General features: G+C 61.2%; 26 protein-coding genes and 1 pseudogene. 18 read left to right on the forward strand and 9 right to left on the reverse strand.

Annotated features, from left to right (window positions below; genetic code table 11):
- The first annotated feature begins 182 nt into the window (after positions 1-182).
- The 3 genes from ACODTO_RS14935 (at position 183) to ACODTO_RS14945 (ending at position 3,034) form a co-directional block, all read left to right on the forward strand.
- Positions 183-1,310 (forward strand): glycerophosphodiester phosphodiesterase, encoded by a 1,128-nt coding sequence (locus ACODTO_RS14935; RefSeq protein WP_139647815.1) that lies wholly within the window; start codon positions 183-185, stop codon positions 1,308-1,310.
- A 225-nt stretch (positions 1,311-1,535) separates the two neighbouring features.
- Positions 1,536-1,841: a PepSY domain-containing protein gene (locus ACODTO_RS14940; RefSeq protein ID WP_489106661.1), complete on the forward strand. Its 306-nt coding sequence runs from the start codon at positions 1,536-1,538 to the stop codon at positions 1,839-1,841.
- Positions 1,842-2,011: 170 nt separating this feature from the next.
- On the forward strand, positions 2,012-3,034 hold the full coding sequence (locus ACODTO_RS14945) for a transporter (RefSeq protein WP_139647814.1): 1,023 nt from the start codon (positions 2,012-2,014) through the stop codon (positions 3,032-3,034).
- 38 nt (positions 3,035-3,072) lie between these two features.
- On the opposite strand, the gene ACODTO_RS14950 is transcribed toward ACODTO_RS14945, so the two are convergent.
- Both ACODTO_RS14950 and ACODTO_RS14955 read right to left on the reverse strand, forming a co-directional pair.
- Entirely contained in the window at positions 3,073-3,840 is a 768-nt protein-coding gene (locus tag ACODTO_RS14950; RefSeq protein ID WP_489106679.1) for a methyl-accepting chemotaxis protein, read from the reverse strand.
- A gap of 117 nt (positions 3,841-3,957) precedes the next feature.
- Positions 3,958-4,812 (reverse strand): annotated as a pseudogene (locus ACODTO_RS14955) (methyl-accepting chemotaxis protein); the annotation flags it as partial.
- A gap of 226 nt (positions 4,813-5,038) precedes the next feature.
- Between ACODTO_RS14955 and ACODTO_RS14960 the strand changes: the two are divergent.
- From ACODTO_RS14960 to ACODTO_RS14970, 3 genes are all read left to right on the forward strand, one after another.
- Positions 5,039-5,182 carry a hypothetical protein gene (locus ACODTO_RS14960; protein WP_162843596.1) on the forward strand — a complete coding sequence of 48 codons (144 nt, stop codon included), beginning with the start codon at positions 5,039-5,041 and terminating at the stop codon, positions 5,180-5,182.
- Positions 5,183-5,398: 216 nt separating this feature from the next.
- Positions 5,399-5,593, forward strand: coding sequence for a hypothetical protein (locus ACODTO_RS14965; protein WP_175384711.1), 195 nt, complete (start codon positions 5,399-5,401; stop codon positions 5,591-5,593).
- A gap of 93 nt (positions 5,594-5,686) precedes the next feature.
- The gene (locus ACODTO_RS14970; RefSeq protein ID WP_489106662.1) at positions 5,687-6,886 is read left to right on the forward strand and encodes an MFS transporter; all 1,200 of its coding nucleotides are present in this window, start codon (positions 5,687-5,689) and stop codon (positions 6,884-6,886) included.
- A 46-nt stretch (positions 6,887-6,932) separates the two neighbouring features.
- On the opposite strand, the gene arfB is transcribed toward ACODTO_RS14970, so the two are convergent.
- Both arfB and ACODTO_RS14980 read right to left on the reverse strand, forming a co-directional pair.
- Positions 6,933-7,346, reverse strand: a complete 414-nt coding sequence (gene arfB, locus ACODTO_RS14975) for an alternative ribosome rescue aminoacyl-tRNA hydrolase ArfB (RefSeq protein WP_024779552.1) — start codon at positions 7,344-7,346, stop codon at positions 6,933-6,935.
- A gap of 212 nt (positions 7,347-7,558) precedes the next feature.
- The gene (locus tag ACODTO_RS14980) at positions 7,559-8,968 is read right to left on the reverse strand and encodes an amino acid permease (protein WP_139647808.1); all 1,410 of its coding nucleotides are present in this window, start codon (positions 8,966-8,968) and stop codon (positions 7,559-7,561) included.
- Between the two features lie 792 nt (positions 8,969-9,760).
- Here ACODTO_RS14980 and ACODTO_RS14985 point away from each other — a divergent pair.
- Positions 9,761-9,898 carry a hypothetical protein gene (locus tag ACODTO_RS14985; RefSeq protein WP_003178782.1) on the forward strand — a complete coding sequence of 46 codons (138 nt, stop codon included), beginning with the start codon at positions 9,761-9,763 and terminating at the stop codon, positions 9,896-9,898.
- 90 nt (positions 9,899-9,988) lie between these two features.
- On the forward strand, positions 9,989-10,954 hold the full coding sequence (locus ACODTO_RS14990; RefSeq protein ID WP_175363315.1) for a M29 family metallopeptidase: 966 nt from the start codon (positions 9,989-9,991) through the stop codon (positions 10,952-10,954).
- Positions 10,955-11,175: 221 nt separating this feature from the next.
- On the opposite strand, the gene rluB is transcribed toward ACODTO_RS14990, so the two are convergent.
- From rluB to ACODTO_RS15015, 5 genes are all read right to left on the reverse strand, one after another.
- Positions 11,176-12,393 carry a 23S rRNA pseudouridine(2605) synthase RluB gene (gene rluB, locus ACODTO_RS14995; RefSeq protein ID WP_489106663.1) on the reverse strand — a complete coding sequence of 406 codons (1,218 nt, stop codon included), beginning with the start codon at positions 12,391-12,393 and terminating at the stop codon, positions 11,176-11,178.
- Between the two features lie 278 nt (positions 12,394-12,671).
- Entirely contained in the window at positions 12,672-13,610 is a 939-nt protein-coding gene (gene scpB / locus ACODTO_RS15000) for an SMC-Scp complex subunit ScpB (protein ID WP_139647800.1), read from the reverse strand.
- Between the two features lie 11 nt (positions 13,611-13,621).
- Positions 13,622-14,452 carry a segregation and condensation protein A gene (locus ACODTO_RS15005; protein WP_024779547.1) on the reverse strand — a complete coding sequence of 277 codons (831 nt, stop codon included), beginning with the start codon at positions 14,450-14,452 and terminating at the stop codon, positions 13,622-13,624.
- Positions 14,453-15,082 carry an L-threonylcarbamoyladenylate synthase gene (locus tag ACODTO_RS15010; protein WP_024779546.1) on the reverse strand — a complete coding sequence of 210 codons (630 nt, stop codon included), beginning with the start codon at positions 15,080-15,082 and terminating at the stop codon, positions 14,453-14,455.
- 13 nt (positions 15,083-15,095) lie between these two features.
- Positions 15,096-15,959, reverse strand: a complete 864-nt coding sequence (locus ACODTO_RS15015; RefSeq protein ID WP_139647798.1) for a PHP domain-containing protein — start codon at positions 15,957-15,959, stop codon at positions 15,096-15,098.
- 87 nt (positions 15,960-16,046) lie between these two features.
- On the opposite strand from ACODTO_RS15015, the gene ACODTO_RS15020 reads away from it, so the two are divergent.
- From ACODTO_RS15020 to ACODTO_RS15065, 10 genes are all read left to right on the forward strand, one after another.
- Complete coding sequence (locus ACODTO_RS15020) at positions 16,047-16,643, forward strand: septation protein A (protein WP_139647796.1); 597 nt, start codon at positions 16,047-16,049, stop codon at positions 16,641-16,643.
- Position 16,644: 1 nt separating this feature from the next.
- Positions 16,645-16,944, forward strand: coding sequence for a YciI family protein (locus tag ACODTO_RS15025; RefSeq protein ID WP_139647795.1), 300 nt, complete (start codon positions 16,645-16,647; stop codon positions 16,942-16,944).
- Between the two features lie 113 nt (positions 16,945-17,057).
- Entirely contained in the window at positions 17,058-17,468 is a 411-nt protein-coding gene (locus ACODTO_RS15030; protein WP_055137744.1) for an SH3 domain-containing protein, read from the forward strand.
- A 7-nt stretch (positions 17,469-17,475) separates the two neighbouring features.
- On the forward strand, positions 17,476-18,153 hold the full coding sequence (locus tag ACODTO_RS15035) for a response regulator transcription factor (RefSeq protein ID WP_139647792.1): 678 nt from the start codon (positions 17,476-17,478) through the stop codon (positions 18,151-18,153).
- A gap of 293 nt (positions 18,154-18,446) precedes the next feature.
- A complete protein-coding gene (locus ACODTO_RS15040; RefSeq protein WP_139647790.1) occupies positions 18,447-18,884 on the forward strand; it encodes a Spy/CpxP family protein refolding chaperone in 438 nt (145 codons plus the stop codon).
- A 66-nt stretch (positions 18,885-18,950) separates the two neighbouring features.
- Positions 18,951-20,291, forward strand: coding sequence for a sensor histidine kinase (locus ACODTO_RS15045; RefSeq protein WP_139647788.1), 1,341 nt, complete (start codon positions 18,951-18,953; stop codon positions 20,289-20,291).
- Between the two features lie 232 nt (positions 20,292-20,523).
- Positions 20,524-21,960 (forward strand): di-heme oxidoreductase family protein, encoded by a 1,437-nt coding sequence (locus ACODTO_RS15050; RefSeq protein WP_489106664.1) that lies wholly within the window; start codon positions 20,524-20,526, stop codon positions 21,958-21,960.
- 26 nt (positions 21,961-21,986) lie between these two features.
- Positions 21,987-23,051, forward strand: a complete 1,065-nt coding sequence (locus ACODTO_RS15055; RefSeq protein ID WP_489106665.1) for an imelysin family protein — start codon at positions 21,987-21,989, stop codon at positions 23,049-23,051.
- 2 nt (positions 23,052-23,053) lie between these two features.
- On the forward strand, positions 23,054-24,151 hold the full coding sequence (locus tag ACODTO_RS15060) for a DUF1513 domain-containing protein (RefSeq protein WP_175384707.1): 1,098 nt from the start codon (positions 23,054-23,056) through the stop codon (positions 24,149-24,151).
- Between the two features lie 151 nt (positions 24,152-24,302).
- The gene (locus ACODTO_RS15065) at positions 24,303-25,451 is read left to right on the forward strand and encodes an efflux RND transporter periplasmic adaptor subunit (protein ID WP_139647780.1); all 1,149 of its coding nucleotides are present in this window, start codon (positions 24,303-24,305) and stop codon (positions 25,449-25,451) included.
- The last annotated feature ends 8 nt before the right edge of the window (positions 25,452-25,459 follow it).

Consider the following 25,459-nt stretch of genomic DNA (forward strand, 5'->3'; position numbering starts at 1 on the left):
GCAAATGTTGGTTCCGGTTTCCCTCTGCCGGGGAAACTGCTACGACCAAGGGTACTGCAAACCTGCCCGCAAAGGCGTGGGAAAAATCTGTTTCCCACGGTTTTATATCGGTTTGGCGATAGCGCTCAGAGCATTCAGTTGTTAAAAGATAGGTTTTACACAACGACGAAAGGATCTCGAGCATGCCCGTCACCTTCACCCGTAGCGCGTTGATGCTGAGCCTGTTGCTCGGCTTCGGTCAGACACAGGCCGCCGAGGCGCCGAACCCCAAGGCCTTGGCCGCCCGCCAAGGTATCCCCCATCCGGCGGTGATCGCTCACCGTGGTGCTTCGTTCGATGCACCGGAATCCACCGCCGCGTCCTACAAGCTGGCCCGAGACCTCGGCGCCGATTACCTGGAGTTGGACCTTCAACGCAGCAAGGACGGTGTGCTGTTCGTCCTGCACGATGACAGCCTGCTGCGTACCACGGACGTCGCGACCAAGTTCCCCGAGCGCAAGGACAGCAGCGCCAACGCATTCACCATGGCCGAGCTCAAGACCCTCGATGCCGGCAGCTGGTTCAACACCGCCTACCCGGACCGCGCGCGCCCCGGGTTCGCGGGGCTGAAGATCCTGACCCTCGATGAAGTCATCGACATCGCCGAGAGTAATCCGCAACACAAACCGGGCCTGTACATCGAAACCAAGGAGCCGAAACTGTTCCCCGGCATCGAACGCGACCTCAAGGACAAATTGCAGGACCGCGGCTGGCTGAGTCCGGCCGGTTCCAAGTTGGCCAAAAGCGCTACCGGCGTAGGCCAAGGCAAGGGCAAAGTGGTCTTGCAGACCTTCGAGAAGAGCAGCCTGGAACTGCTGCACAAAGAAATGCCGAAGGTGCCAAAGGTCCTGCTGTTGTGGGTGGGCGAAGGCAACATCGAGCCCAAGTCCAAGGTGACATTTGCCGAGTCCGGAGAAACCGACAAGGCGGCCTACTACGCCAAGCAGCAACCCAAGGACCGCGCCGAGTTCGAGAAATGGGTCCAGTACGCCAAGGCCCAGGGCGCCATCGGCACCGGACCGTCCGCCGCGCTGACCCATGGCGGCAGCCAGAGCTATGCAGACCTGGTGCAGCCATGGATGAACCAGTACACCCACGACCAGGGTTTGCTGGTGCATGTCTACACTGTGGATGAGCCGGTGGACTTCAAGAAAGTGATGGATGCCGGCGTGGATGGCATTTTCACCAACCGGGCCAGTGAATTGCTCAAGTACTTCAAGCGTCCCGAAACTGGCAGTGTGACGCAGTTGCTGGAAAAGAACGGTTATTGATCAACTGTGGGAGCAATGCTTGCTCGCGATACGGGCGGTGCGGTTTCAGTACAACCGCATTATCGTTCGTCGCGAGCAAGCTTTGCTCCCACAGGCGTTCACTGTTCTTGTCCCAACGAACCTTGCTTCAGCAGTCCCGGGCAAAGGTTTTTTCGAATTAAGGGTGAATTAAGTTGCCACAGTTAATCTGGTCCCACTTAAACGACACACCCAAGGAAAGACCTTATGAAAACTTTGACTGCCCTGTTTACCGCCGCCGCCCTGACCCTGACTGCCAGCCTTGCCCAAGCCGATGTGCGGATCGACCAGATTCCCCAGTTGGTCAAGGAAGGCAAAATCAAATCCCTTGAGTCGATGAATGCAGAAGCCCTGAAGTTGCACCCGGGCGCGACCATCACCGATACCGACCTGGACAATCACTTCAACGGTTATGAGTATGAAGTTGAACTGAAGACCGCTGACGGCAAAGAGTTCGATGTCGACTTCGACGCCACCACCGGTAAAGTCCTGAGCAACAAGCAGGATACTTGATTCATCGGCCAAAAAAGAGCCGCGCAACTTTCTCGTTGCGCGGCTCTTTTTTTACCTGGAAGAAATCCGCTGGCCACCCACAACTGTCACAAAACCATCAAGAAAGCTTGCGATGATGCCACTCAAGTGAACCTGTAGCCGCGACAGGCACTTCCCGCCAGCGAGACTGCATGAACCACAGCATTGACCAAAGCCACCGCGACCCGGACCTGTTCGGCCTGCTCTACGGATTTCGCTTCCGTCCTGGCGAGCGTGGACAGGAGCTCGATTCAGCCCAGGCCTTGCGACGCCTGCAACAGCCGCAAGATGAAGATGAATTTCTCTGGCTCCACTTGAATCTGGCCCATGCCGCCTGCGAGCGCTGGATGAAAAGTCAGCTGGCCTTGCCACAGGAGTTTTTCGAAGCACTGCACGAAGGCTCGCGTTCGACCCGCATCGAGCATGTGGACTCGGCATTGCTGGCGGTGGTGAACGATGTCGTGTTCAACCTGAGCAACATGGTCTCCTCAGACGTCTCCACCTTATGGGTCTGCGTCCACAGTCGATTGATTGTCAGCGCACGGCTGCAACCCCTGCACTCGGTCGACAAGCTGCGCTCATCGGTCAAGGCCGGCGAGTGCTTTCGCTCCCCATTGGAATTGCTCGTCCATCTGCTGCGCGACCAAGGGGAAGTGCTGACCCAGATCGTGCGCAAGACCAGCCTCAGCGTCGACCAGATCGAGGATCAGTTGCTCTCTTCGCGACTGTCCACCAATCGCGCCGAGCTCGGCGCCCAACGTCGGGTGCTGGTGCGCCTGCAACGCCTGTTGGCGCTGGAGCCGGGCTCATTACTGCGTCTGCTCAACCGCCCGCCGCAATGGCTGCAAAAAGAGGACGTCAAGGAGTTGCGCAAATCCACCGAGGAATTCGCTCTGATCATCAACGACCTGACCGCGCTGGGCGAACGGATCAAGCTGTTGCAGGAAGAAATCGCCGCCAACCTCAACGAACAGACCAACCGCACCTTGTTCACCCTGACGGTGGTCACGGTACTGGCCTTGCCCATCAACATCATTGCCGGTTTCTTTGGCATGAACGTCGGCGGCGTACCATTGGCCACTGATCCCGAGGGTTTCTGGATCCTCGTGGCCCTGGTGGCGACCTTCACCCTGATCGCCGGCCGCTGGGCATTTCGCAAGCGACGCGATTATTGAGCCTGTGGCGAGGGAGCAAGCACCCTCGCCATGATGCATCAGGCACTCAGCCGCGCCGTCACTTCATTCAACTGCCCCGACAGGCTGTGCAAGTTCCCGCTGGCCGCTTCGGTGCGTTGCACGTTGTCCTGATTGGTGCTGGCGATACAGGTGATTTCAGTCAGATTGCGCGAAATGTCTTCAACCACCGACGTCTGTTCTTCCGCCGCCGTCGCGATCTGGCGGTTCATGTCCCGGATCGCCTCGACTGCCTGGGTGATGCGTTCGAGCATCGCGCCGGCCTGGGTCACCTGCTCCACGCTCTCTTCGCTGCGCGACTGCCCGCTCTCGATGGCCTGGGCCGCGTCCACTGCACCGGTTTGCACCGTCTGGATGATCTGGTTGATCTCGATGATGGACGAGGCCGTGCGCTGGGCCAGGCTGCGCACTTCATCGGCAACCACTGCGAAACCGCGTCCGGCCTCACCGGCACGAGCCGCTTCAATGGCAGCGTTGAGGGCCAACAGGTTGGTCTGCTCGGCGATTCCGCGGATGACTTCCAGCACCTTGCCGATGCGTCCGCTGTCGGCTTCCAGACGGCGAATCACCGTGGCCGTGTTAGCGATTTCCCCCCGCATCCGGGTGATGGTGTGGATGGTTCCCTGCATGACCTTCTCACCCTGTTGTGCCGACTGGTCGGCATCGTCGGCCGCCCGCGCCGCATCGGCGGCATGGCGAGCGACTTCCTGGGCCGTGGCGGACATTTCGTTCATCGCCGTCGCCACTTGATCGGTCCGTTCGAACTGCTCGTGGGTGCCCTGGCTCATCAGGCTGGCGATGGCATTGAGTTCACCGCTGGCGCTGTCCAGTTCCGTGGCACTGCGTTGCAGGCGAGTGAAAGTCTCGGCCAGAAAGTCACGCAGGGTATTGGCCGCGAGGGCCAGGTCACCCAACTCGTCCCGGCGGTTGCTCACCACACGATCGGCGAAACGCCCGCGACTCAGCTGGGTAACGTATTCGATCAGGCTGCGGATCGGCTGCACCAGATTGCGGTTGACCAGCCAAAGGCTGAGCAACCCAATCAACAGGCCAGAAACCAGCATGACCGCGATGCCCAACAGAATCGTACGATCGGCACCGGCACTGATCAGCACCGATTGCTCGTTGCCCAACTTGTGCAACTCCACCACCAGCTCGCTCATCTGGTCGCTGGCCGCGCGGTCCACACCCTTGACCGCCGCATCGCCCACCGAGGCATCGCCGCCTGCCGCCACGAATGCATCACGTCCTTTCTGGTAGGCCGCCCCCAGTTGAAGATGTTCGTTGCGCAGTTGCTCGATACGCGTCCTGATGTTCGCGGGGACACCTTCACGCGCGATCAATGTACCCAGGATGCCCTGGACTTCACGCTGGCGCTCCTCGAACTGCTTCCAGTATTTCTCCAGATCCGCCGGTTGCTTGCCGCGAAGCAGGACGTTTTTCCACTCCTGGACCTGCACCTTGAATTGCAGGTTGGCTTCGTCGATCAACTGCGAGGCATGCAAAGGCCCATCGATCAGGCGCCGATAGTCCTGCAGGCCATTGGAAAGGAAATGAAAGGAGGCCAGGGCGATCAGCAGCATCGCCAACAGGCTGCCACCTAGCAAAGCCAGGATCTGGGCTCTCAGGGATTTTTGCAGGAACATGGAAGTAAATCTCCGGGAATGATAAAGCCGGGCCCACGGCCCAGTACGTCTAGACCGTCCATGTCTCAAGCAACCGGCGTCACGGCATGCATGCGGGAATACTGTCTTTCGCATCGGCCTGCTGGCCCCGTTCTTGAGCCTTCGCGAGCGCCGTTTATCCGATTATCGACAGCTTTCGCAGGGCCATCGATGAGCTTGCCTTGACCTGTCCAGACAATCCCATTTGTCGGTGCAACGGGATTTAAAAGTCTTTTTGTCATCTCTCCTGCGGTATCCTGCCCGGGCTTTACAAAAGCGAGGATCTACCAGATCTACCAACAGACTTTGCGAGGAGCGCGATATGCACGAGATTCCTAATCTCCCCTTCCCAAGCCTGCACGACACTGAGCAGACGACCACGCTACAGGCCGGAGGGCAACCAGACGCCCGGCAGCCCGAGCCCAAAGAAGCCACTGAACGCCGCCAGGCCGACAGCGAAGACTGATCCACCCGCACCACCAGACCGTGTGGAAAGCGCAGGCTCTGGACGAAAAGCCTTGATACTCGTTCATGCTGCGTTGAAAACAGCCTCGGAATGCTCATGTACTCCAGTACACTGCGCTTCCTCGGCTGTTTTCGCCTTGCCTGACCTTCGTCTCAAGACTTTTCGTACAGAGCCTAAGATGCGCTTTCCACACTGCCTGAATCCCGAGCCCCGACCATGACCGATGACACCTCCAACTTCAGCGAAGCCCAGGCCAGTGTGCTGATCGGCACCACTGAAAAAATGGTCGAGATCTGGATGCGCCTTTCACCCGAGAAACAAGCCGCGCTGCTCGCCCGTTTCGGCACCGAGGAAAATGCCCTCGCCGCGCTGGTCACCACACACCTGGTCGCTGGGCAAAACGACGGCTGACCGGCAAATAGTTTTACTTTCCCACGCCTCATCCCCGCGCGCGCCGTTATCATAAGCAGCCTATCTATCCTGCTGCTCCGTGGACCTTTTCCCATGTCAGATTCCCAGCGCCCCCTGGCGGTCACGCTGCAAGTCGTTTCCATCGTCCTCTTCACCTTCATCGGCTACCTGAATATCGGCATCCCCCTGGCCGTGCTGCCCGGGTTCGTCCACGGCGAATTGGGTTTTGGCGCGGTGATCGCCGGGCTGGTGATCAGCGTCCAGTACCTGGCCACCCTCCTCAGCCGCCCTTACGCAGGCAAGATCATCGACAACCTGGGCAGCAAGCGCGCCGTCATCTTCGGCCTCGCCGGATGTGGGTTGAGCGGCGTGTTCATGCTGGCGTCCGCCTGGACCCATGAGCTGCCGACCCTGAGCCTGATCAGCCTGCTGATCGGTCGCCTGGTGCTGGGCAGCGCTGAAAGCCTGGTGGGTTCGGGTTCGATTGGCTGGGGCATTGGCCGGGTCGGCGCAGCGAATACGGCCAAGGTGATTTCCTGGAACGGCATTGCCAGTTACGGCGCGCTGGCGATTGGCGCGCCGCTGGGGGTATGGCTGGTCAAGTCTCTGGGACTATGGAGCATGGGCGTCAGCATCATCCTGCTGGCCGTGCTGGGGGTCGCGCTGGCCTGGCCAAAAACCGCCGCCCCCATCGTCGTCGGCGAACGCCTGCCATTCATGCATGTGCTGGGGCGCGTCCTGCCCCATGGCTGCGGCCTGGCTTTGGGCTCTATCGGTTTCGGCACCATCGCCACCTTCATTACCCTGTACTACGCGACCCGGCATTGGGACAACGCGGTGCTGTGCCTGAGCCTGTTCGGTGCCTGCTTCATCGGCGCCCGCTTGCTGTTCGGCAATCTGATCAATCGCCTGGGGGGCTTTCGGGTCGCGATTGCCTGCCTGTCGGTGGAAACCCTTGGCTTGTTGCTCTTATGGCTGGCACCGGATGCGCAGTGGGCATTGGCGGGCGCAGCGTTGAGTGGCTTCGGTTTTTCGCTGGTATTCCCGGCACTGGGTGTCGAGGCCGTCAACCTTGTGCCGGCTTCCAGCCGTGGGGCGGCGGTGGGCGCCTATTCGCTGTTCATTGATTTGTCGCTGGGGATCACCGGACCGTTGGCCGGTGCGATTGCGGCAGGGTTTGGCTTTGCCTCGATCTTCCTGTTCGCGGCCTTGGCAGCGACCGGCGGCTTGGGGTTGAGCATCTACCTGTACCGGCAGGCGCCGAGGTATCGCGAGGAAAGGAGCAGAAACTAGCGGCCTGTACGGTTAATTCGAGTACGCGAATCAGCCACACAGGCCACTAGAAGTCTACTTTGCCCCGCCCGGCCTTGATCGAGCCACGCTTGCTCTTGGATTCCAGGCGACGCGTCTTCGACCCCAGGGTCGGTTTGGTCGGGCGGCGCTTCTTCTCGACCTTGGTGGCACTGAGGATCAGTTCGACCAGGCGCTCCAATGCATCGGCCCGGTTCTGTTCCTGTGTCCGATACTGCTGGGCCTTGATGATCAACACGCCGTCGCTGGTGATGCGGCTGTCACGCAGGGCCAGCAACCGCTCCTTATAGAACTCGGGCAATGACGAAGCCGGGATGTCGAAGCGCAGGTGCACGGCGCTGGACACCTTGTTGACATTCTGCCCCCCGGCACCCTGGGCGCGGATGGCCGTCAGCTCGATCTCGGCATCGGGGATGTGCACGTTGTTGGAAATCGCCAGCATGAAAAGTGTCCGGTATCAGGCCCCACAGAATACTCCGAATCCCAGGGACAACGCTCAATCCCTGTGGGAGCGAGCCTGCTCGCGATTGCGGTGTGCCAGCCACCATTGACGCTTATGACCCGACGCCATCGCGAGCAGGCTCGCTCCCACAGAGGGTGAATCAGAAAAAACAAACCCGGCACTCGGCCGGGTTTGGGGTATTTCAAGGATGCTTACTTGGCAGCCGCCACGGCCAACTCATGCTGGGCACTGCGCTTGTTCTTGATCACGTAGCACACCCACATGAACACCAGCCACACCGGAATCGCGTAAACCGAAACCTGGATGCCGGGAATCATCAACATCACGCCCAGGATGAACACCACGAACGCCAGGCAGATGTAGTTGCCATAGGGGTACCACAGCGCCTTGAACAGCGGCACCTGGCGCGTCTGGTTCATGTGCTGGCGGAACTTGAAATGCGAGTAGCTGATCATCGCCCAGTTGATCACCAGGGTCGCGACCACCAGCGACATCAACAGCTCCAGCGCATGTTGCGGGATCAGGTAGTTCAGCAAGACCGCCACCAGCGTCACCGCCGCCGAAGCGAGGATCGAACGCACCGGCACGCCACGCTTGTCGATCCGGGCCAGGGCCTTGGGCGCATCGCCCTGCTCGGCCATGCCCAGCAGCATGCGGCTGTTGCAGTAGGTACCGCTGTTGTACACCGACAGCGCGGCGGTCAGCACCACGAAGTTGAGGATGTGCGCCGCCGTGTTGCTACCCAGCATCGAGAACACCTGCACGAACGGACTGCCGCTGTAGGCATCGCCGGAGGCATTGAGGGTGGCCAGCAGGCTGTCCCAAGGAGTCAGGGACAACAGCACCACCAAGGCACCGATGTAGAAAATCAGGATCCGGTAGATCACCTGGTTGATGGCCTTGGGGATCACGGTTTTCGGCTTGTCGGCCTCGGCGGCGGTGAAGCCGAGCATTTCCAGACCACCAAAGGAGAACATGATGATCGCCATCGCCATCACCAGGCCGCTCACGCCATTGGGGAAGAACCCGCCATGGGACCACAGGTTGGTCAACGACGCTTGCGGGCCGCCGTGACCACTGACCAGCAGGTAGCTACCCAAGGCAATCATGCCGACAATCGCCACGACCTTGATGATCGCGAACCAGAACTCGGCTTCACCGAAGACTTTGACGTTGGCCAGGTTGATGGCGTTGATCAGGATGAAAAACGCCGCCGCCGAAGCCCAGCTCGGAATGTCCGGCGCCCAGTAATGGATGTACTTGCCCACCGCCGTCAGCTCGGACATGCCCACCAGGATATACAGAATCCAGCAATTCCAACCCGACAGGAACCCGGCGAAACCGCCCCAGTACTTGTGGGCAAAATGGCTGAAAGAACCGGCCACCGGCTCTTCGACGATCATTTCGCCCAACTGGCGCATGATCATGAAGGCGATGAAACCGCAGATGGCGTAGCCCAGGATCATCGACGGGCCGGCTGATTTCAGCACCCCTGCCGAGCCCAGGAAAAGGCCGGTACCGATCGCGCCGCCGAGGGCGATCAATTGAATATGTCGATTTTTCAGGCCGCGTTTCAGCTCGCCTGTATTTACACCGGTCATGCGTCACCTGTTTGTTTTTATCTGTGACGAAATCGAACCCGACACGCTTGTGACGTGGCGGAATGAGCAAGGCGGATAACCTTGAAGGTGCGTGGGTACGCGAAGGGTCACAGTAAAACGCGGCGCATTGTACACCGCCGACCCTTGGCTGTAGTGGCCTGTACGGCTAATTCGAGTGCTCAAATTCGAGTGCCAGGGCTCGCCAGGCAAGACGCCATGACGAGCCGTAGCCCGCTACGGCGAGGAATGGCAACGCAGCCTGGCAAGTCCTGGCGCCGAAGTTGAGTACACGAATTAGCCACACAGGCCACTAGACACCCTGACAAGGTATGAGGCGCATCTGACCCTCCTCATCGATTGGAAACAAGCCGGCCAACACCCTCTGACACAACGCGTGGAAGGCCGGCTGGAAGGTTTTTCTTACATTCACATGAAGGAGAATTTCTAACCGGGCGCCCGCCTCTTTTTCGTCAGCTTTTCTTTACGATGCGTAACGAATTTTTTCCATGTAGGAATTTTCTGTAAGCCGTCTGCAAATTGACGGTAGGAAGCTTCCTATTCAATAAACCTTGCAGGTGGCTGTTTTAAATAGGTAAAAAAATCCGCGAAAAATAGAACAAAAAGTTCATATCAAAAAAATAAAATTATTTTTTGCATTCCAAAAACCCGTCGACTAGGTTTTAGCGACTTGCCCAGGCATCGTGCCGGCAAGCCTCTGCGGTGCTATCTACGGTCAGCTTTCACTCACCGGATTGCCCGCAACTTTCCGTAAAGTCATCTAGGAGATTCACTATGCAAGCACTGGACAAAGACTTGGAAACCGAACTGCAACTGGACGAATGGTTTGAAGCGCCAACCCATGAAGCCGCCGTAGAAATGATGCAAGCCGATGCCGTCGTTCCATTCGGCACGGCGATGTGGCCTCTGTAAGCGCAACCCGGCGGAGTTGATCCGGCCGGTCGGCTCCGCCACTTTTAGCAGGTTGTCCGGGACGCTAATCGATCAGGGAAGAAAACAAGTATGGACACACAACGAGCCATCTCTCATTTCCTTTACTACCTCGAACACCACCCTGCCCTGGCCGGTATCCAGCCCGCCAAGGTACTGCTCGGCCATACCGCCGACTACGAAGCACTGACCGGCGCCATCGCCGAACAGGCAGGCAGCGGCTCGCCCTTCCGGTTCAGCGCCATGCGCCTGGACCTTGAACCCACCGAGCGCTTGTCCAAGGCCATCGCCGACAGCGATCTGTATATTTTCTTCTACGACTCTTCCACCCTGCCTAATCCACGGCCTGACGGCCCGGACTTTGTCCGCGCCCTGCAAGGCGTGATGGCGGACAACTGGAAGAAATCGCTGCTGTTCAAGGACTACGGCGATTATTTCTACGATACCTTCAGCGTCATCCCGCAACGTATCGCCGGGCTCAACAGCCATCTCATCCAGCGCATGTCCCAAGCCAGCACATTGAGCTTCCAGGACCAGCACGGCTCGTACTTCGACACGTCCCTGGACAGCGTCAAGAAATGGACCGACATCAACGGCCTCGGCAACTACGACCTGGCCCCCGGCGAAATCGCGACCCACAGCGACACCATCAATGGTCGGGTGAGTTTCGTCGGCACATTCCTGAGCACCATCCCGTTCGCCCGCAAATATGGCGTGCTGCAGTCGCCGCTGGAACTGTGGATCGAAGACTCCACCATCCAGAAAATCGCCACCGAAGTGCCGGGCCTGGAACATGACTTCAACCGATACCTGGACGCCAACCCATCCAACCGGCGCATCGAGGAGTTGGGGATTGGCACCAACGAAGGGGTCAAGAGCCTGTATGCGCGAAACGCCGGGTTCGAGGAGCGCCATTGCGGCCTGCACCTGGGACTGGGTGGCGGCGCCAAGGGCAGTCATCACCTGGATCTGATTTTCGAGAGCGGTGTGCTGGCGCTGGATAATGAGCCGATGTTTGATGGGCGGTTTGTGCTTTAGTCCGCTGGGGATTGTGGTTGGTGATGCCGGCCTCTTCGCGAGCAGGCTCGCTCCCACAACTGAATGGAAAACTTGTGCTCGTCACCATTCCCCTGTGGGAGCGAGCCTGCTCGCGATGGCGGTCTCAGCTACACCCCATCACTAAAGCCAGACCAAAAAAAACGCCAACCCTAGGGTTGGCGTTTTTTCTTGCCGCTTGCCGCTAGAAACTCAAAGCGGCCTCATTCCGGCTTACGACGACCAAACCCCGGACGCTGCCCCGAGCCCGCCGGTGCACCACGACGCTTGCCCGACGGCGCATCACGATCCACCAAGGTAATGGCCGGGCGTTTCTTCGAGGTCGGCTTGGCCGGACGCTTGACGTCGGCCGGACGTTCAGCCACCGGCGTACCGCGACCGTCGCCACGCTCAGTCCGGCCGTTGGCCGGGCGTGGCGTGCTTGGGCCGCGTTCGCCATCCTGACGTGGGCCCGGCTTGCGGGCCGGACGTTCGCCTTCGATCTGCGGCTGGCGGGGAGCTCGTGGACCAGGCGCCGCGCCCTCAGCCGCTGGACGCAAAGTCCGCACGCGCTCGGTCTTGCCCATCGGACGCGAGGATTTACGCTGCATCCGCTCCAGCTTGTCCTTGCTCTTGGCGGTCATCTGCGGCATTGCCACAGGCGTAAGGCCCACCTCGGCCGACAGAATGTCGACTTCCTGCTGGCTCATTTCGCGCCAGCGGCCCATCGGCAGGTCGGAGTTGAGGAACACCGGGCCGAAACGCACGCGCTTCAGACGGCTGACCACCAACCCCTGGGATTCCCACAGACGACGCACTTCACGGTTACGGCCTTCCATCACCACGCAGTGGTACCAGTGGTTGAAACCTTCACCACCCGGCGCCTGCTTGATGTCGGTGAAACGCGCCGGGCCGTCTTCCAGCACGACGCCGGCCTTCAGGCGCTCGATCATCTCGTCGTCGACTTCACCGCGTACACGCACGGCGTACTCACGGTCCATCTCGTAGGACGGGTGCATCAGGCGGTTGGCCAGTTCACCGTCGGTGGTGAACATCAGCAGACCGGTGGTGTTGATGTCCAGGCGACCGATGTTGATCCAGCGACCTTCTTTCGGACGCGGCATCTTGTCGAACACGGTCGGACGGCCTTCCGGGTCGTCACGGGTGCAGATCTCGCCATCGGGCTTGTTGTACATGATCACGCGGCGCACCGTTTCGGCGGCCTCTTCGCGCTTGATCACCTTGCCATCGATGGTGATGGCGTCGTGCATGTCGACGCGCAGGCCCAAGGTGGCATCTTTGCCGTTGACCTTGATCCGGCCCTGAGTGATCCAGGCTTCCACGTCACGGCGCGAGCCGACGCCGATACGGGCGAGGACTTTCTGCAGTTTCTCGCCTGCGGGGCCGATTTCGTGGCTGTCGTTCTGGTCTTGGTCTTTCATGCTGGGCACCTCCCGGTGTGGTCTTGAAAAGGGTCGTTTGGCGAAGGGTTCGCCAAAGGGTCGCGAATCATACGCCCGTTGAGGGGTTTGCGCATCAGAGACTAGTTGATCGATGGGTGCTCAGTGGTTTTTCCGCCGATCGGTGGTCTACCGTCCCTGCATTCTCCTGTGGGAGCGAGCCTGCTCGCGCTGGCGGCTGCATGTCCAACGTTGATGCAAGCTTAACGACCGCAATCGCGAGCAGGCTCGCTCCCACATGGGGGGCGATGTCAGCTGGATCAATCCTCAAACTGGCGACGTTCGTTTTCGATCGCTTCAGCCAGCGCCCGGGCTTCGGCTTCTTCGTCGCTCAACTCAGGCTCGGGTACGTGCGGCTCAAGGGCAGCAACAGCAGCCAACAGTTTTTCCCGGGCTTCGGCAACCCCGAGAATGTCCTCTTCGGGTTCAGCCTCGGCCGCGGGTTCAACTGCATGATCAGGCGCCTCGCCTTCAGGTTCCGGACCGTCACGCAGCAAGTCGTCGAAATCGGTCTTGAGCCCCTCCTCCATGGTGTCCAGTTCCAGCAGCAACGAATGAAAACTGGTTTCTTCCTTGGGCTCCTCCGGTTCGGCACTGGCGTCGGCCAGGTCTTGCAACCCCTGGGGCACCGGGGCGTCGTCGAACTCGAGCATCGGCTCGGGCTCCAACTCCCGCAGTTCGGCCAGCGGCGGCAGGTCATCGAGGTTTTTCAGGTTGAAATGATCGAGGAAAGCCTTGGTGGTGGCGAACATCGCCGGTTTACCCGGCACGTCGCGGTAGCCGACGACTCGGATCCACTCGCGCTCCAGCAACGTCTTGACGATGTGGCTGTTCACCGCCACGCCCCGCACGTCCTCGATCTCGCCACGGGTGATCGGTTGGCGGTAGGCAATCAAGGCCATGGTTTCGAGCATGGCGCGGGAGTAACGCTGGGGCCGCTCTTCCCACAGACGCCCGACCCAGGGCGCGAATTTCTCGCGGATCTGCAGGCGATAACCGGAAGCCACTTCCTTGAGTTCGAAAGCCCGCCCCTCGCAGGACTTACCCAATAGGGTCAGGGCTTTCTTGAACACGGCCGGCTCCGGCCGCTCGCCTTCTTCGAAAAGCTCGAACAGACGCTCCATCGATTGCGGCTTTCCCGAGGCCAACAGGAAAGCTTCAAGCAAGGGGGCCAGCTCGCGGGGTTCAGTCAGATTCATTGATTTGCTCGTTATTCGGCTCGTGCCCGCACGTGAATCGCTGCGAACGGCTCATTCTGCACCAGCTCGACCAAGGATTCCTTGACCAGCTCCAGGATCGCCATAAACGTGACGACCACCCCCAACCGCCCTTCCTCGGCGGTGAACAGCTCGACGAACGGTACAAAACCGCCGCCCTTGAGCCGTTCCAGCACATCGCTCATGCGCTCGCGGGTGGACAGCGCTTCGCGGCTGACCTGATGGCTTTCGAACATGTCGCCCCGGCGCAGGACTTCAGCCATGGACATCAGCAACTCTTCCAGGCTCACGTCCGGCAGCAACTTGCGTGCCCGAGCCTCGGGAGCATCGAGCTTGGGCACCACCACGTCGCGCCCGACCCGGCTCAAGCCATCGATGCCTTCGGCAGCACCCTTGAAGCGCTCGTACTCCTGCAAGCGACGGATCAGTTCGGCGCGGGGATCGTCCTCTTCCGCCTCGACCTCGGCCGAACGCGGCAACAGCATCCGTGACTTGATCTCGGCCAGCATGGCCGCCATCACCAGGTATTCGGCCGCCAGCTCAAGGCGCACCGACTGCATCAGCTCGACATAGCCCATGTACTGACGGGTGATTTCCGCCACGGGGATGTCGAGGATATTGATGTTCTGCTTGCGGATCAGGTACAGCAGCAGGTCGAGCGGGCCCTCGAAAGCTTCGAGGAACACTTCCAGGGCGTCCGGCGGAATGTACAGGTCCAGGGGCATTTCGGTGACCGCCTGGCCATAGACCATGGCGAACGGCAGCTCCTGCTGGGCGCCGGCCTGACTGTCCACACTGTCCACCACGGTTTCCACGGCGGACATTCAGGCCTCGACCAGGAACGGCGCCGGATCGCCGCAACCGACGCGCACCACCTGCGGTTCGCCGTCGGCCAGGTTGATCACGGTGGAGGCCTTCATACCGCCGTAACCACCATCGATGATCAGGTCGACTTGATGTTCGAGCAACTGACGCATTTCGTAGGGATCGGTCAGGGGATCGGTTTCACCGGGCATGATCAGCGTCACGCTCATCAGTGGCTCACCCAGTTCCGCCAACAGCGCCAGGGCAATCGGATGGCTCGGCACCCGCAGGCCGATGGTGCGTTTCTTCGGGTGCAGCAACAGTCGCGGCACTTCGCGGGTGGCGTTGAGAATAAAGGTGTAGGGGCCCGGCAAATGGGCCTTGAGCAGCCGGAAGGTGCCGGTGTCGATCTTGGCGAACAGGCCCAGTTGCGACAGGTCACTGCAGATCAGCGCGAAGTTGTGCTTGTCGTCCAACTGGCGCAGGCGCCTGACCCGCTCCACGGCATTCTTGTCGCCGATCTGGCAGCCGATGGCGTAGGAGGAGTCGGTGGGATAGACCACCACACCACCACCTCGAATGATTTCCACCGCCTGTTTGATCAGGCGCGCTTGCGGGTTTTCCGGATGAATCTGGAAAAATTGACTCACGTGTTCTACCTGTTCAGACGGCGTCGGTAACAAGATCATGTTTGAATCTACACCAAAGCGGTGGCAGATCTTCGGGCAACGGGCGGTACTCGCCGATCTCGGACCAGCCTCCAGGGCCATGGAAATCACTGCCGGCCGTGACCAGCAGGCCAAACTCCCGGGCCAGAATCGCCAGGCTGCCGACCTGCTCGGCCGGCTGATGGCCATTGACCACCTCAATGGCGTGGCCCCCTGCTTGAATATAGTCGGCTATCAGGCGGCGACGTTTGCTGCGGGTGAAATCATAGTGCCACGGATGCGCCAGGCTGACCCAGGCCCCGGCGGCCCGCAGGGTTTCAACCGTCTGCTCCAGCGTAGGCCAATGCTGCTTGACGTCCCCCAGCTTGCCGGCCCCCAGCCATTTGCGAAACGCTTCAGCACGGTCCTTGACGAAACCTTCGCGCACCATCCAGTCGGCGAAGTGCGGCCGGGCCGGCGCATTGCCGCTGTCTCCCAGCTCCTGCTGGATCTGCCGGGCGCCCTCCAGCGCACCGGGCATGCCCTTGAGGGCCAGCTTGCGGCTGATTTCCTCGGCACGCAGCCAGCGACCGTCGCGCAATTCGGCGATGGCCTGGACCAGCGGCGGCGCATCGACATCGAAACCGTAGCCCAGCACATGGATGGTTGCCCCACCCCAAGTGCAGGACAACTCGACCCCGTTGACCAGTTGCACGCCCAACGCCGTCGCCGCGCAGCGGGCCTCGTCGAGGCCTTCAAGGGTGTCGTGATCGGTCAGGGCCAGGACTCGCACGCCGTGCTCGAACGCCCGCGCCACCACAATTGCAGGCGCCAGGGCGCCATCGGAGGCCGTGCTATGGCAGTGCAAATCAACATTCACGGGGGTTTGTTACCTCAAATCAGCTGGCCCTATCGCGGCCTGGGATGTTTGTTATTATGCCGTCACATCCTGCTTCTGGCTGCCATTGTGAAACAATTCATCGACTTCATCCCGCTTCTGCTGTTTTTCATCACCTATAAACTTGACCCTCGCACCGTCGACATTGCCGGTCAGACCCTCACAGTAGGTGGTATCTACAGCGCCACCGCGGTGCTCATCATCAGTTCCCTGGTGGTCTACGGCGCGTTGTTCATCTCCCAGCGCAAGCTGGAAAAAAGCCAGTGGCTGACCCTGATTGCCTGCCTTGTGTTCGGCAGCCTGACCCTGGCCTTCCACAGCGACACCTTCCTCAAATGGAAAGCGCCGGTGGTCAACTGGCTGTTCGCCCTGGCCTTTATCGGCAGTCATTTCATCGGCGACAGCCTGCTGATCAAGCGCATCATGGGTCATGCCGTCAGTCTGCCGGACGTGATCTGGACCCGCCTGAACATCGCCTGGATCGCTTTTTTCCTGTTCTGCGGCGGCGCCAACCTGTTCGTCGCGTTCACGTTCCAGGACTACTGGGTCGACTTCAAGGTCTTCGGCAGCCTGGGCATGACGCTGCTGTTCCTGATCGGCCAGGGCATCTACCTGTCCCGTCATCTGCACGATGCCGACACCCCCACGCAAAAAACCGAGGACTGACATGCTCTACGCAATCATTGCCACCGACGTCGCCAACTCCCTGGAAAAACGCCTGGCCGCCCGCCCCGAACACCTGGCGCGCCTGCAGCAGCTCAAGGCCGAAGGCCGTATCGTGCTGGCCGGCCCGCACCCTGCGGTGGACAGCAATGACCCTGGCGCCGCAGGGTTCAGCGGCAGCCTGATCGTCGCCGAGTTCGACTCCCTGGGCGCCGCACAAGCCTGGGCCGAGGCCGATCCGTTCGTGACCGCCGGCGTCTACGCCAATGTCGTGGTCAAGCCGTTCAAGCAAGTCCTGCCGTAACCCGCGGAGCAATGAGCCTTCATGGCTCATTGCTCTCAACTGCTCATTGTTCCCGTTTGCCTGCCGACAACCTGTCTAATCTGTTTAGTCTCGATTGGAATTCAGGAGTGACAATGCGCAAAGGTCCGTTGTGCCTGTTATGGGTCATGTTGTCGATCGGGGCACCTGCCCATGGCGAAGAAAGCACCGAGGGCAGTCATTCGACCCCCTTGTCCCTGAGCGCAGGCGGCCAGATCACCGAGCTGCAGCAACGTTTGAAAGACAGCGAACGCCTGCGCGAAGAACTGACCCAACAATTGCAGAACGCCAACGGCGAGCGTGAAACCGCACTGGTGAGCCGGTTGCGCCAGGAGAACCAGCGCCTGAAGCTGCAACTCAAGGAAGCCCAGTCAAGCCCGCTGCCGCGCCTGTTGACTGATCAACAGCAATGGTTCGTCATTGGCGCCGGGGTAGCGCTATTGGCCCTACTCTGCGGTATCTTTGCCAGCGGTGGACGTAGACAGCGTCGGCAATGGCTAAATTGAGTGATTCATGAGCGAGCTGTTACTGATTGATGATGACCAGGAGCTGTGTGAGCTCCTCGGCAGTTGGCTGGGTCAGGAAGGTTTCCAGGTACGGGCCTGCCACGATGGCCAAAGTGCCCGCAAAGCCCTGACCGAAACCGCTCCGGCGGCGGTGGTGCTGGATGTGATGCTGCCCGACGGCAGTGGCCTGGAATTGCTCAAGCAATTGCGCAACGACCATCCGGAACTGCCGGTGGTGATGCTGTCGGCCCGCGGCGAGCCGCTGGACCGCATCCTTGGCCTGGAACTGGGCGCCGACGACTACCTGGCCAAACCCTGCGACCCACGGGAACTGACCGCCCGCCTGCGCGCCGTGCTGCGCCGCAGTCATCCGACGGCGGTGTCCAGCCAGATCGAACTGGGCGACCTGACCTTCAGCCCGGTACGTGGCGTGGTCAGCATCGATGAACAGGAACAGACCCTCACCGTGTCCGAGAGCCGCCTGCTCGAAGCGCTGCTCAAGCAGCCGGGCGAGCCGCTGGACAAGCAGGAGCTGGCGCAGATCGCCCTGGGCCGCAAGCTGACCTTGTACGACCGCAGCCTCGATATGCACGTGAGCAACCTGCGCAAGAAAATCGGCCCCCATCCCGACGGCCGCCCGCGCATCGTGGCGTTGCGCAGCCGGGGTTACTACTACAGCCTCTAACCCCCTGTGGCGAGGGGATTTATCCCCGCTGGGGTGCGCAGCAGCCCCCTTAAGATCTATCTGATGTCACGCGGTGGCAGACAGACTTGGGGGCGCTTCGCACCCCAACGGGGCGGTGCGACGTTTCGCTAAATCCCCTCGCCGCAAAGAAACCATTCACTTCACTGACTTTTTGTCAGGATCGCGCCAAAACCTCTTTACCCAAGCTTTACCCACCCCTGACCGCCGCTGACCTTGATCTCCGTAATCTGCACACATCCGGAATGACCGGGAACGAGACAAGGAGACACACCATGCGCAAGACCCTTACCGCTCTGATGTTCGCTGCCGCCCTGCCAACCGTGGCCATGGCCATGCCGGAAGGCGCTGGTCCGATGGGGCCGATGGACGGCCCGCGTCACGGCGGCCAGATGCACGACAGAGGCCCGTACAGCCAACTGGACCTGACCCACGAACAACGTCAGCAGATCCGCAGGATCATGGGCGAACAGCGCCATGAACGTCAGGAGCTGGTAGAAAAATACCTGGCGAAACTGTCGCCGGCCGACCAGAAGGCCATGCAGGATGAAATGGAAGCCCGCCATCAGAAAGTCGACGCCCAGATCCGTGGTCTGTTGAAACCCGAGCAGCAAAAAGAGTTCGACGCGATCCAGAAGAAACAGGCCGAGCGTCGCGCCGAGTGGGCGGAGTTCAAGGCCTGGAAGGCGCAACAGCCGCAAAAAGCGCAATAATGCGCTGATACCCCCCAGCCCAGCGGCTGCGCGCCGCTGGGCTTTCCCTGTTTTCGAGGATTTACCGTGCGTTCATTGTTCTGGCGCATCCTGGCCAGTTTCTGGCTGGCCATCACGCTGGTTGCTGGGCTCTCCATCCTGCTGGGGCACATGCTGAACCAGGACGCCTGGATTCTCAGCCGCCATCCGGGGCTCAACACCCTGCCCGAAGAGTGGACGCAAACCTACGAAAGCCAGGGCGAAGACGCCGCCCAGGATATTCTGCAGCAGCGCAAACGCCAGTATCACATCGACGTTCAGGTGTTCAACGAGAGTGGCGACCCGGTGGTGCGCGGCACGTTTCCCCATCGCGCGGCCGCCTTCGAGGCACGACAGAACAACGACGACCGACGCCTGCCCTGGCGGCGCCTGACCGACGAGTTCACCAGCGCCAAGACCGGCGACACTTACCTGTTCATCTACCGCATCCCCCATCCCGAGCTGGACGCCTGGCACCGTGACAGCCTGCTCTGGCCCCTCAGTGCCCTGGGGATCGCCCTGGTGGTACTGACCGTGTTCAGTCTGCTGGTGACCCTCTCCATCACTCGCCCGTTGAACCGACTGCGCGGCGCCGTGCATGACCTGGGACAGACCACCTACCAGCAGAACAGCCTCGCCAAACTGGCCAACCGCCGCGACGAATTCGGTGTACTGGCGACAGACTTCAACCGCATGGGCGCGCGCTTGCAAAGCCTGATCGGCAGCCAGCGACAGTTGCTGCGGGACGTGTCCCATGAACTGCGCTCGCCCCTGGCCCGCCTGCGCATCGCCCTGGCATTGGCGGAGCGGGCCGGCCCACAGGAGCGCGAAGCGCTATGGCCGCGCCTGACCCGCGAATGCGATCGCCTGGAAGCGTTGATCAGTGAAATCCTGGTACTGGCCCGGGTCGATGCCGACAACGCCAGCGCCGAAGACGTGGACCTCAATGGCTTGCTGGTCACCCTGCAAAAAGATGCGCAATTGGCCTCTCCCGAGCAAAGCGTACAACTGAACGCCGAGCCGAACCTGACCCTAAAGGGCTGGCCGACCATGATCGAGCGAGCAGTAGACAACCTGCTGCGCAACGCCCAGCGCTTCAATCCCGCCGGACAACCCATCGAGATGCGCGCGGTGCGCCAGGGCGAACGAGTCATGGTGAGTGTGCGCGACCATGGCCCGGGCGTGGAAGCCGAACACTTGGGCCAATTGGGCGAACCGTTCTATCGTGCGCCGGGCCAGACTGCCGCCGGTCATGGCCTGGGCCTGGCCATTGCGCGCCGTGCCGCCGAACGCCACGGTGGTACGTTGATACTGGCCAATCATCCCGGGGGCGGGTTCATCGCAAGCCTGGAACTGCCGTTGGTGCCGGGGGCCGTTGTCCAGCCTTAAGCCCATGCCCGCAGTCACCGCAAAACAATTGTGGGAGCGAGCCTGCTCGCGAAAGGGTCGTGTCAGTCAACATCATCATCGACTGAACCATCGTCTCGCGAGCAGGCTCGCTCCCACAGGGATTGTGGCGACAGGACTGCCGCCCCAAAACCAAACGATAATTCCTCTTATTCAAAGTCCCCCATCCTGTTAGACTTTGCGCCCTCGTTTCACTCGTCTTCCGGGATGCTCGATGCCGTCGTTGCCTCTTCTATGCGCGCTGTTCATGGCACTGGCCACGGCCATGGGCCTGAGTGCCTGCGACGACGCGCCGCGCTTTACCCAGGCCGAGCCCGGTGAAGCCCGGTCTGGCGGCGCCGCGACAGTACGCAAGGCCGACCAGAACGCATTCTCCCTGCCTTCTGCCAACCTGCCGCCCTCGCGGCGCGTGGACTTCAGCGTCGGCAACAGTTTTTTCCGCAGCCCCTGGGTGATCGCACCGTCGACCACCACCGCCCGGGATGGCCTCGGGCCGCTGTTCAATACCAATGCCTGCCAGAACTGCCATATCAAGGACGGTCGCGGCCATCCTCCAACGCCGGACGCGGCCAATGCGGTGTCGATGCTGGTGCGCCTGTCGATCCCCGATGCGCCGCCCTACGCCAAGATCATCGAGCACCTGGGCGTGGTGCCGGAGCCGGTCTACGGCGGGCAGCTACAGGATATGTCCGTCCCCGGCGTCGCCCCGGAAGGCAAGGTGCGGGTTGACTACGCGCCTGTCCCGGTGCGTTTCAACGACGGCACGGTGGTGGAACTGCGCAAGCCGAGCCTGCAGATCAGCCAGTTGGGCTACGGTCCGATGCACCCTGACACACGATTATCCGCCCGGGTCGCGCCGCCGATGATCGGCCTGGGATTGCTGGAAGCCATTCCCGATGAAGCCATCCTGGCGAACGCCGAGGCCCAGGCGCGGGAGAAGAACGGCATTGCCGGTCGACCGAACCAGGTCTGGGACGATGCCCAGCAGAAAACCGTCATGGGACGTTTCGGTTGGAAAGCCGGACAACCCAACCTCAACCAGCAGAACGTCCACGCGTTCTCCGGCGACATGGGCCTGACGACAAGCCTGCGGCCGTTCGACGACTGCACCGAGGCCCAGGTCGATTGCAAGCGCGCGCCCAATGGCAACGGCCCGGACGGCGAACCAGAGGTGAGCGACAACATCCTGCGGCTGGTGCTGTTCTATAGTCGCAACCTGGCCGTACCGGCGCGCCGGGACGTGGGTTCACCCCAGGTGCTGGCCGGCAAGAATCTGTTTTTCCAGGTCGGTTGCCAGTCCTGCCATACACCGAAATACACCACGTCCCCGAACGCCGCCGAGCCGGAGCTGGCGAACCAGGTCATCCGTCCTTACACCGACCTGTTGTTGCACGACATGGGCGAAGGCCTGGCCGACAACCGCAGCGAATTCAAGGCCGGTGGCCGTGACTGGCGGACCCCGCCGCTGTGGGGTATCGGCTTGACCGAAACCGTCAGCGGCCACACCCAATTCCTGCACGACGGGCGCGCCCGCAACCTGCTCGAAGCCGTGCTGTGGCATGGCGGTGAAGCGCAAGCGGCACAGCGCCAGGTTTTAGCATTCAATGCAGAGCAACGCGCCGCGTTGCTGGCTTTCCTGAATTCCCTTTAAACAATTTTCCGAAACGGGAGTCCGACATGTTCCGTCCCAAGCTGTTGTTCACCAGCCTCGCCGCCATCGCCCTCGGCGCCTGCTCGCCGCAGGACCCGCAAGCCCTCACGTCGGCCGCCATCGCCAAGCAAGTGATCCTGCCGACCTACAGCCGTTGGGTCGATGCCGACCGGCAACTGGCGAGCAGCGCCCTGGCGTTCTGCCAAGGCAAGGAAAACCTGGACACCGCCCGCGCCGACTTCCTCAAGGCACAAAAGGCCTGGGCCGAGCTACAACCGCTGCTGATCGGTCCGCTGGCCGAGGGCAACCGCGCCTGGCAGGTACAGTTCTGGCCGGACAAGAAAAACCTGGTGGGCCGTCAGGTCGAGCAACTGGTCGAAAGCCAGCCACAGATCGACGCCGCCGCCCTGGCCAAATCCAGCGTCGTGGTCCAAGGCCTCTCGGCCTACGAATACCTGCTGTTCGACGCCAAGATCGACATGGCCGACAGCGCGCAGAAAGCCAAGTATTGCCCACTGCTGATGGCCATCGGTGAACGTCAGAAGCAACTGGCCGAAGAGATCCTGTCGCGCTGGAACACCAACGACGGCATGCTCGCCCAGATGAGCAAGTTCCCGAACCAGCGCTACGCCGACTCCCACGAAGCGATCGCCGATCTGCTGCGGGTCCAGGTCACTGCTCTCGACACATTGAAGAAGAAACTCGGCACCCCGATGGGCCGTCAGACCAAAGGCGTGCCGCAACCTTTCCAGGCCGACGCCTGGCGCAGCCAGTCGTCGCTGCAAGGCCTGGAAGCCAGCCTCAGCGCGGCGAAGACGGTCTGGGTCGGCGTGGATAACAAGGGCCTGCGCGGTCTGTTGCCAAGCGACCAGAAGCCCTTGGCCGACAAGATCGACGCCGCCTATGACGCCTCATTGAAGCTGTTCGCCAGCACCCAGCGTTCGCTGACCGAAATGCTCAACGACGACGCCGGGCGTCAGCAGCTCAATGATTTGTACGACAGCCTCAACGTCGTCCATCGCCTGCATGAAGGCGAACTGGCCAAGGCGCTGGGCATCCAACTGGGCTTCAATGCCAACGACGGTGACTGATCATGTTTCGACGTCAGGCTCTGGCACTGGGCAGCTTGCTGCTCGGCGCCGTTACCCTGGGTGGCTGGACGCTGTTCAAGCAAAAGGACACCCCTGCGCTGCTGCTTTCGGCACGGGACGATGGCGATGGCAAGCACTACGCCGTGGGTTATCGACTGGACGGCACACGGGTGTTCGCCACCCAGGTCGACCAGCGTTGCCATGACATCGTCAATCATCCATCGCAGCCGGTTGCGCTGTTCGTTGCCCGTCGCCCGGGCACCGAAAGCTACCTGATCGATCTGCGCGACGGGACATTGCTGCAGACCATCACGTCCTTGCCGAACCGGCATTTCTACGGCCATGCGGTGATCCATCGCAGCGGCGAGTGGTTGTACGCCACTGAGAATGACACCTCGGATCCCGGACGCGGCCTGCTGGGCGTGTACCGCTTCGAAGGCGATCGGCTGGTGCACAGCGGCGAAATCCCCACCCACGGCATCGGCCCGCACCAGGTGTCGTGGATGCCCGACGGCGAAACCCTGGTAGTGGCCAACGGCGGCATCCGCACCGAAGCCGAGAGCCGGGTCGAGATGAACCTCGACGCCATGGAGCCCAGCCTGGTGCTCATGCAGCGCGATGGCACGCTGTTGAGCAAGGAGACCCTCCCCCAGCAGATGAACAGCGTGCGCCACCTGGGCATCGCCAGTGACGGCACCATCGTTTCCGGCCAGCAGTTCATGGGGGACGCCCACGAATCCTCGGAGCTGGTGGCGATCAAGCGTCCGGGCCAGCCCTTCAAGGCGTTTCCAGTGGCCGAACAGCAATTGCAAGCCATGGGGCACTACACCGCCAGTGTCGCCGTGCACAGCGACCTGCGCCTGGTCGCCCTGACGGCCCCTCGTGGCAATCGCTTTTTCATCTGGGACCTGGACAGTGGTGAAGTCCGCCTGGATGCCCCTCTGCCGGATTGCGCCGGGGTGGGTGCGGTGGCGGATGGCTTCGTCGTGACCTCGGGTCAGGGGCGTTGCCGCTATTACGATTGCCGACAGGCCCAACTGGTAGCAAAGCCATTGGACCTGCCGGCGGGGCTCTGGGACAACCATTTGCATCTGGCCTGATTGAATGGGGGCGAAGCTATCGATGCAGCCCCCTGTATTTCAGGAATATTCCTACGCGACGTAGGCCTTGCAGGATCTGGAATCACCCGCACACTCAGAGTAATGTGCCGGCCTGAATGTCTTTTTAAACGCCTGTCCAAGGAAGTGGAACATGCTGCGACGCCGCATGCTGATCATGTTGGGTGTTGTCCTGTTGGTGGTGCTGTTATTGGGCGGCTACAAGGCCTTCTCCATCTACCAGCAGATCCAGTCGTTTTCTGTACCGAAACCACCCATCGGTGTTGCCGTGGCCAGTGCCGCCGAGCAGCCCTGGCAGAGCCGGCTGCCTACCGTTGGCAGTCTCAAGGCGTTGCAAGGCGTGGACCTGAGCCTGGAGATTGCCGGGACCGTGCAGAAGGTGCTGTTCCAGTCCGGACAGAAGGTCAAGGCCGGACAGCCGCTCCTGCAACTGGACAGCGAGGTCGAAAGTGCCCTGCTGGAAACCGCCGAGGCCGACCTGGGCCTGTCACAACTGGACTTCGGCCGCGGCCGGCAACTGGTGGGCAGCCAGGCGATCTCCAAGGGTGAATTCGACCGACTTTCGGCGCAGTTGAAAAAGAACCAGGCCACGGTCAATCAGCTCAAGGCTTCTCTGGACAAGAAACGCATCGTCGCGCCGTTCAGCGGCACCATCGGCATTCGCCAGGTGGATGTCGGCGACTACCTTGCCAGCGGCACGGTCATCGCCACCCTGCAAGACCTCAGCAGCCTCTACGTCGACTTCTACGTCCCCGAGCAAACGGTGCCAAGGCTGGCTGTTGCCCAATCGGTCAACGTCGGCGTCTCGGCCTACCCCGGCCAGACGTTCGTCGGCGCCATCAGTGCCATCAACCCCAAGGTCGAGGACAGCACCCGCAATGTGCTGGTACGCGCCACCCTCGCCAACCCCGATGGCAAGCTGTTGCCCGGCATGTTCGCCAACCTGCAGGTGATCCTGCCGGACGTGGCGGCCGGAATTGTCGTGCCGGAGAGTGCCGTGACCTACACCCTCTATGGCAACTCCATGTACGTGGTCACACAGAAAAAAGCCGCCGACGGCAGTGTCGAGAAGGACGACAAGGGCCAGCCGGTCCTGATTGTCGAACGGCGCTTCGTCGAGACCGGCGAACGTCGTGACGGGCTGGTGCTGGTTACCAAGGGCATACAGAGCGGCGAACAGGTCGTGATCGCCGGCCAGATCAGACTGGATAACGGTACCCACATCGCCATCAGCGACGACAAGACCCTGACCGAACAGAACAGCCCGCGCCGCGCGGACTGATCAAGGAA

It is taken from the genome of Pseudomonas sp. FG13 (genome assembly GCF_057809755.1).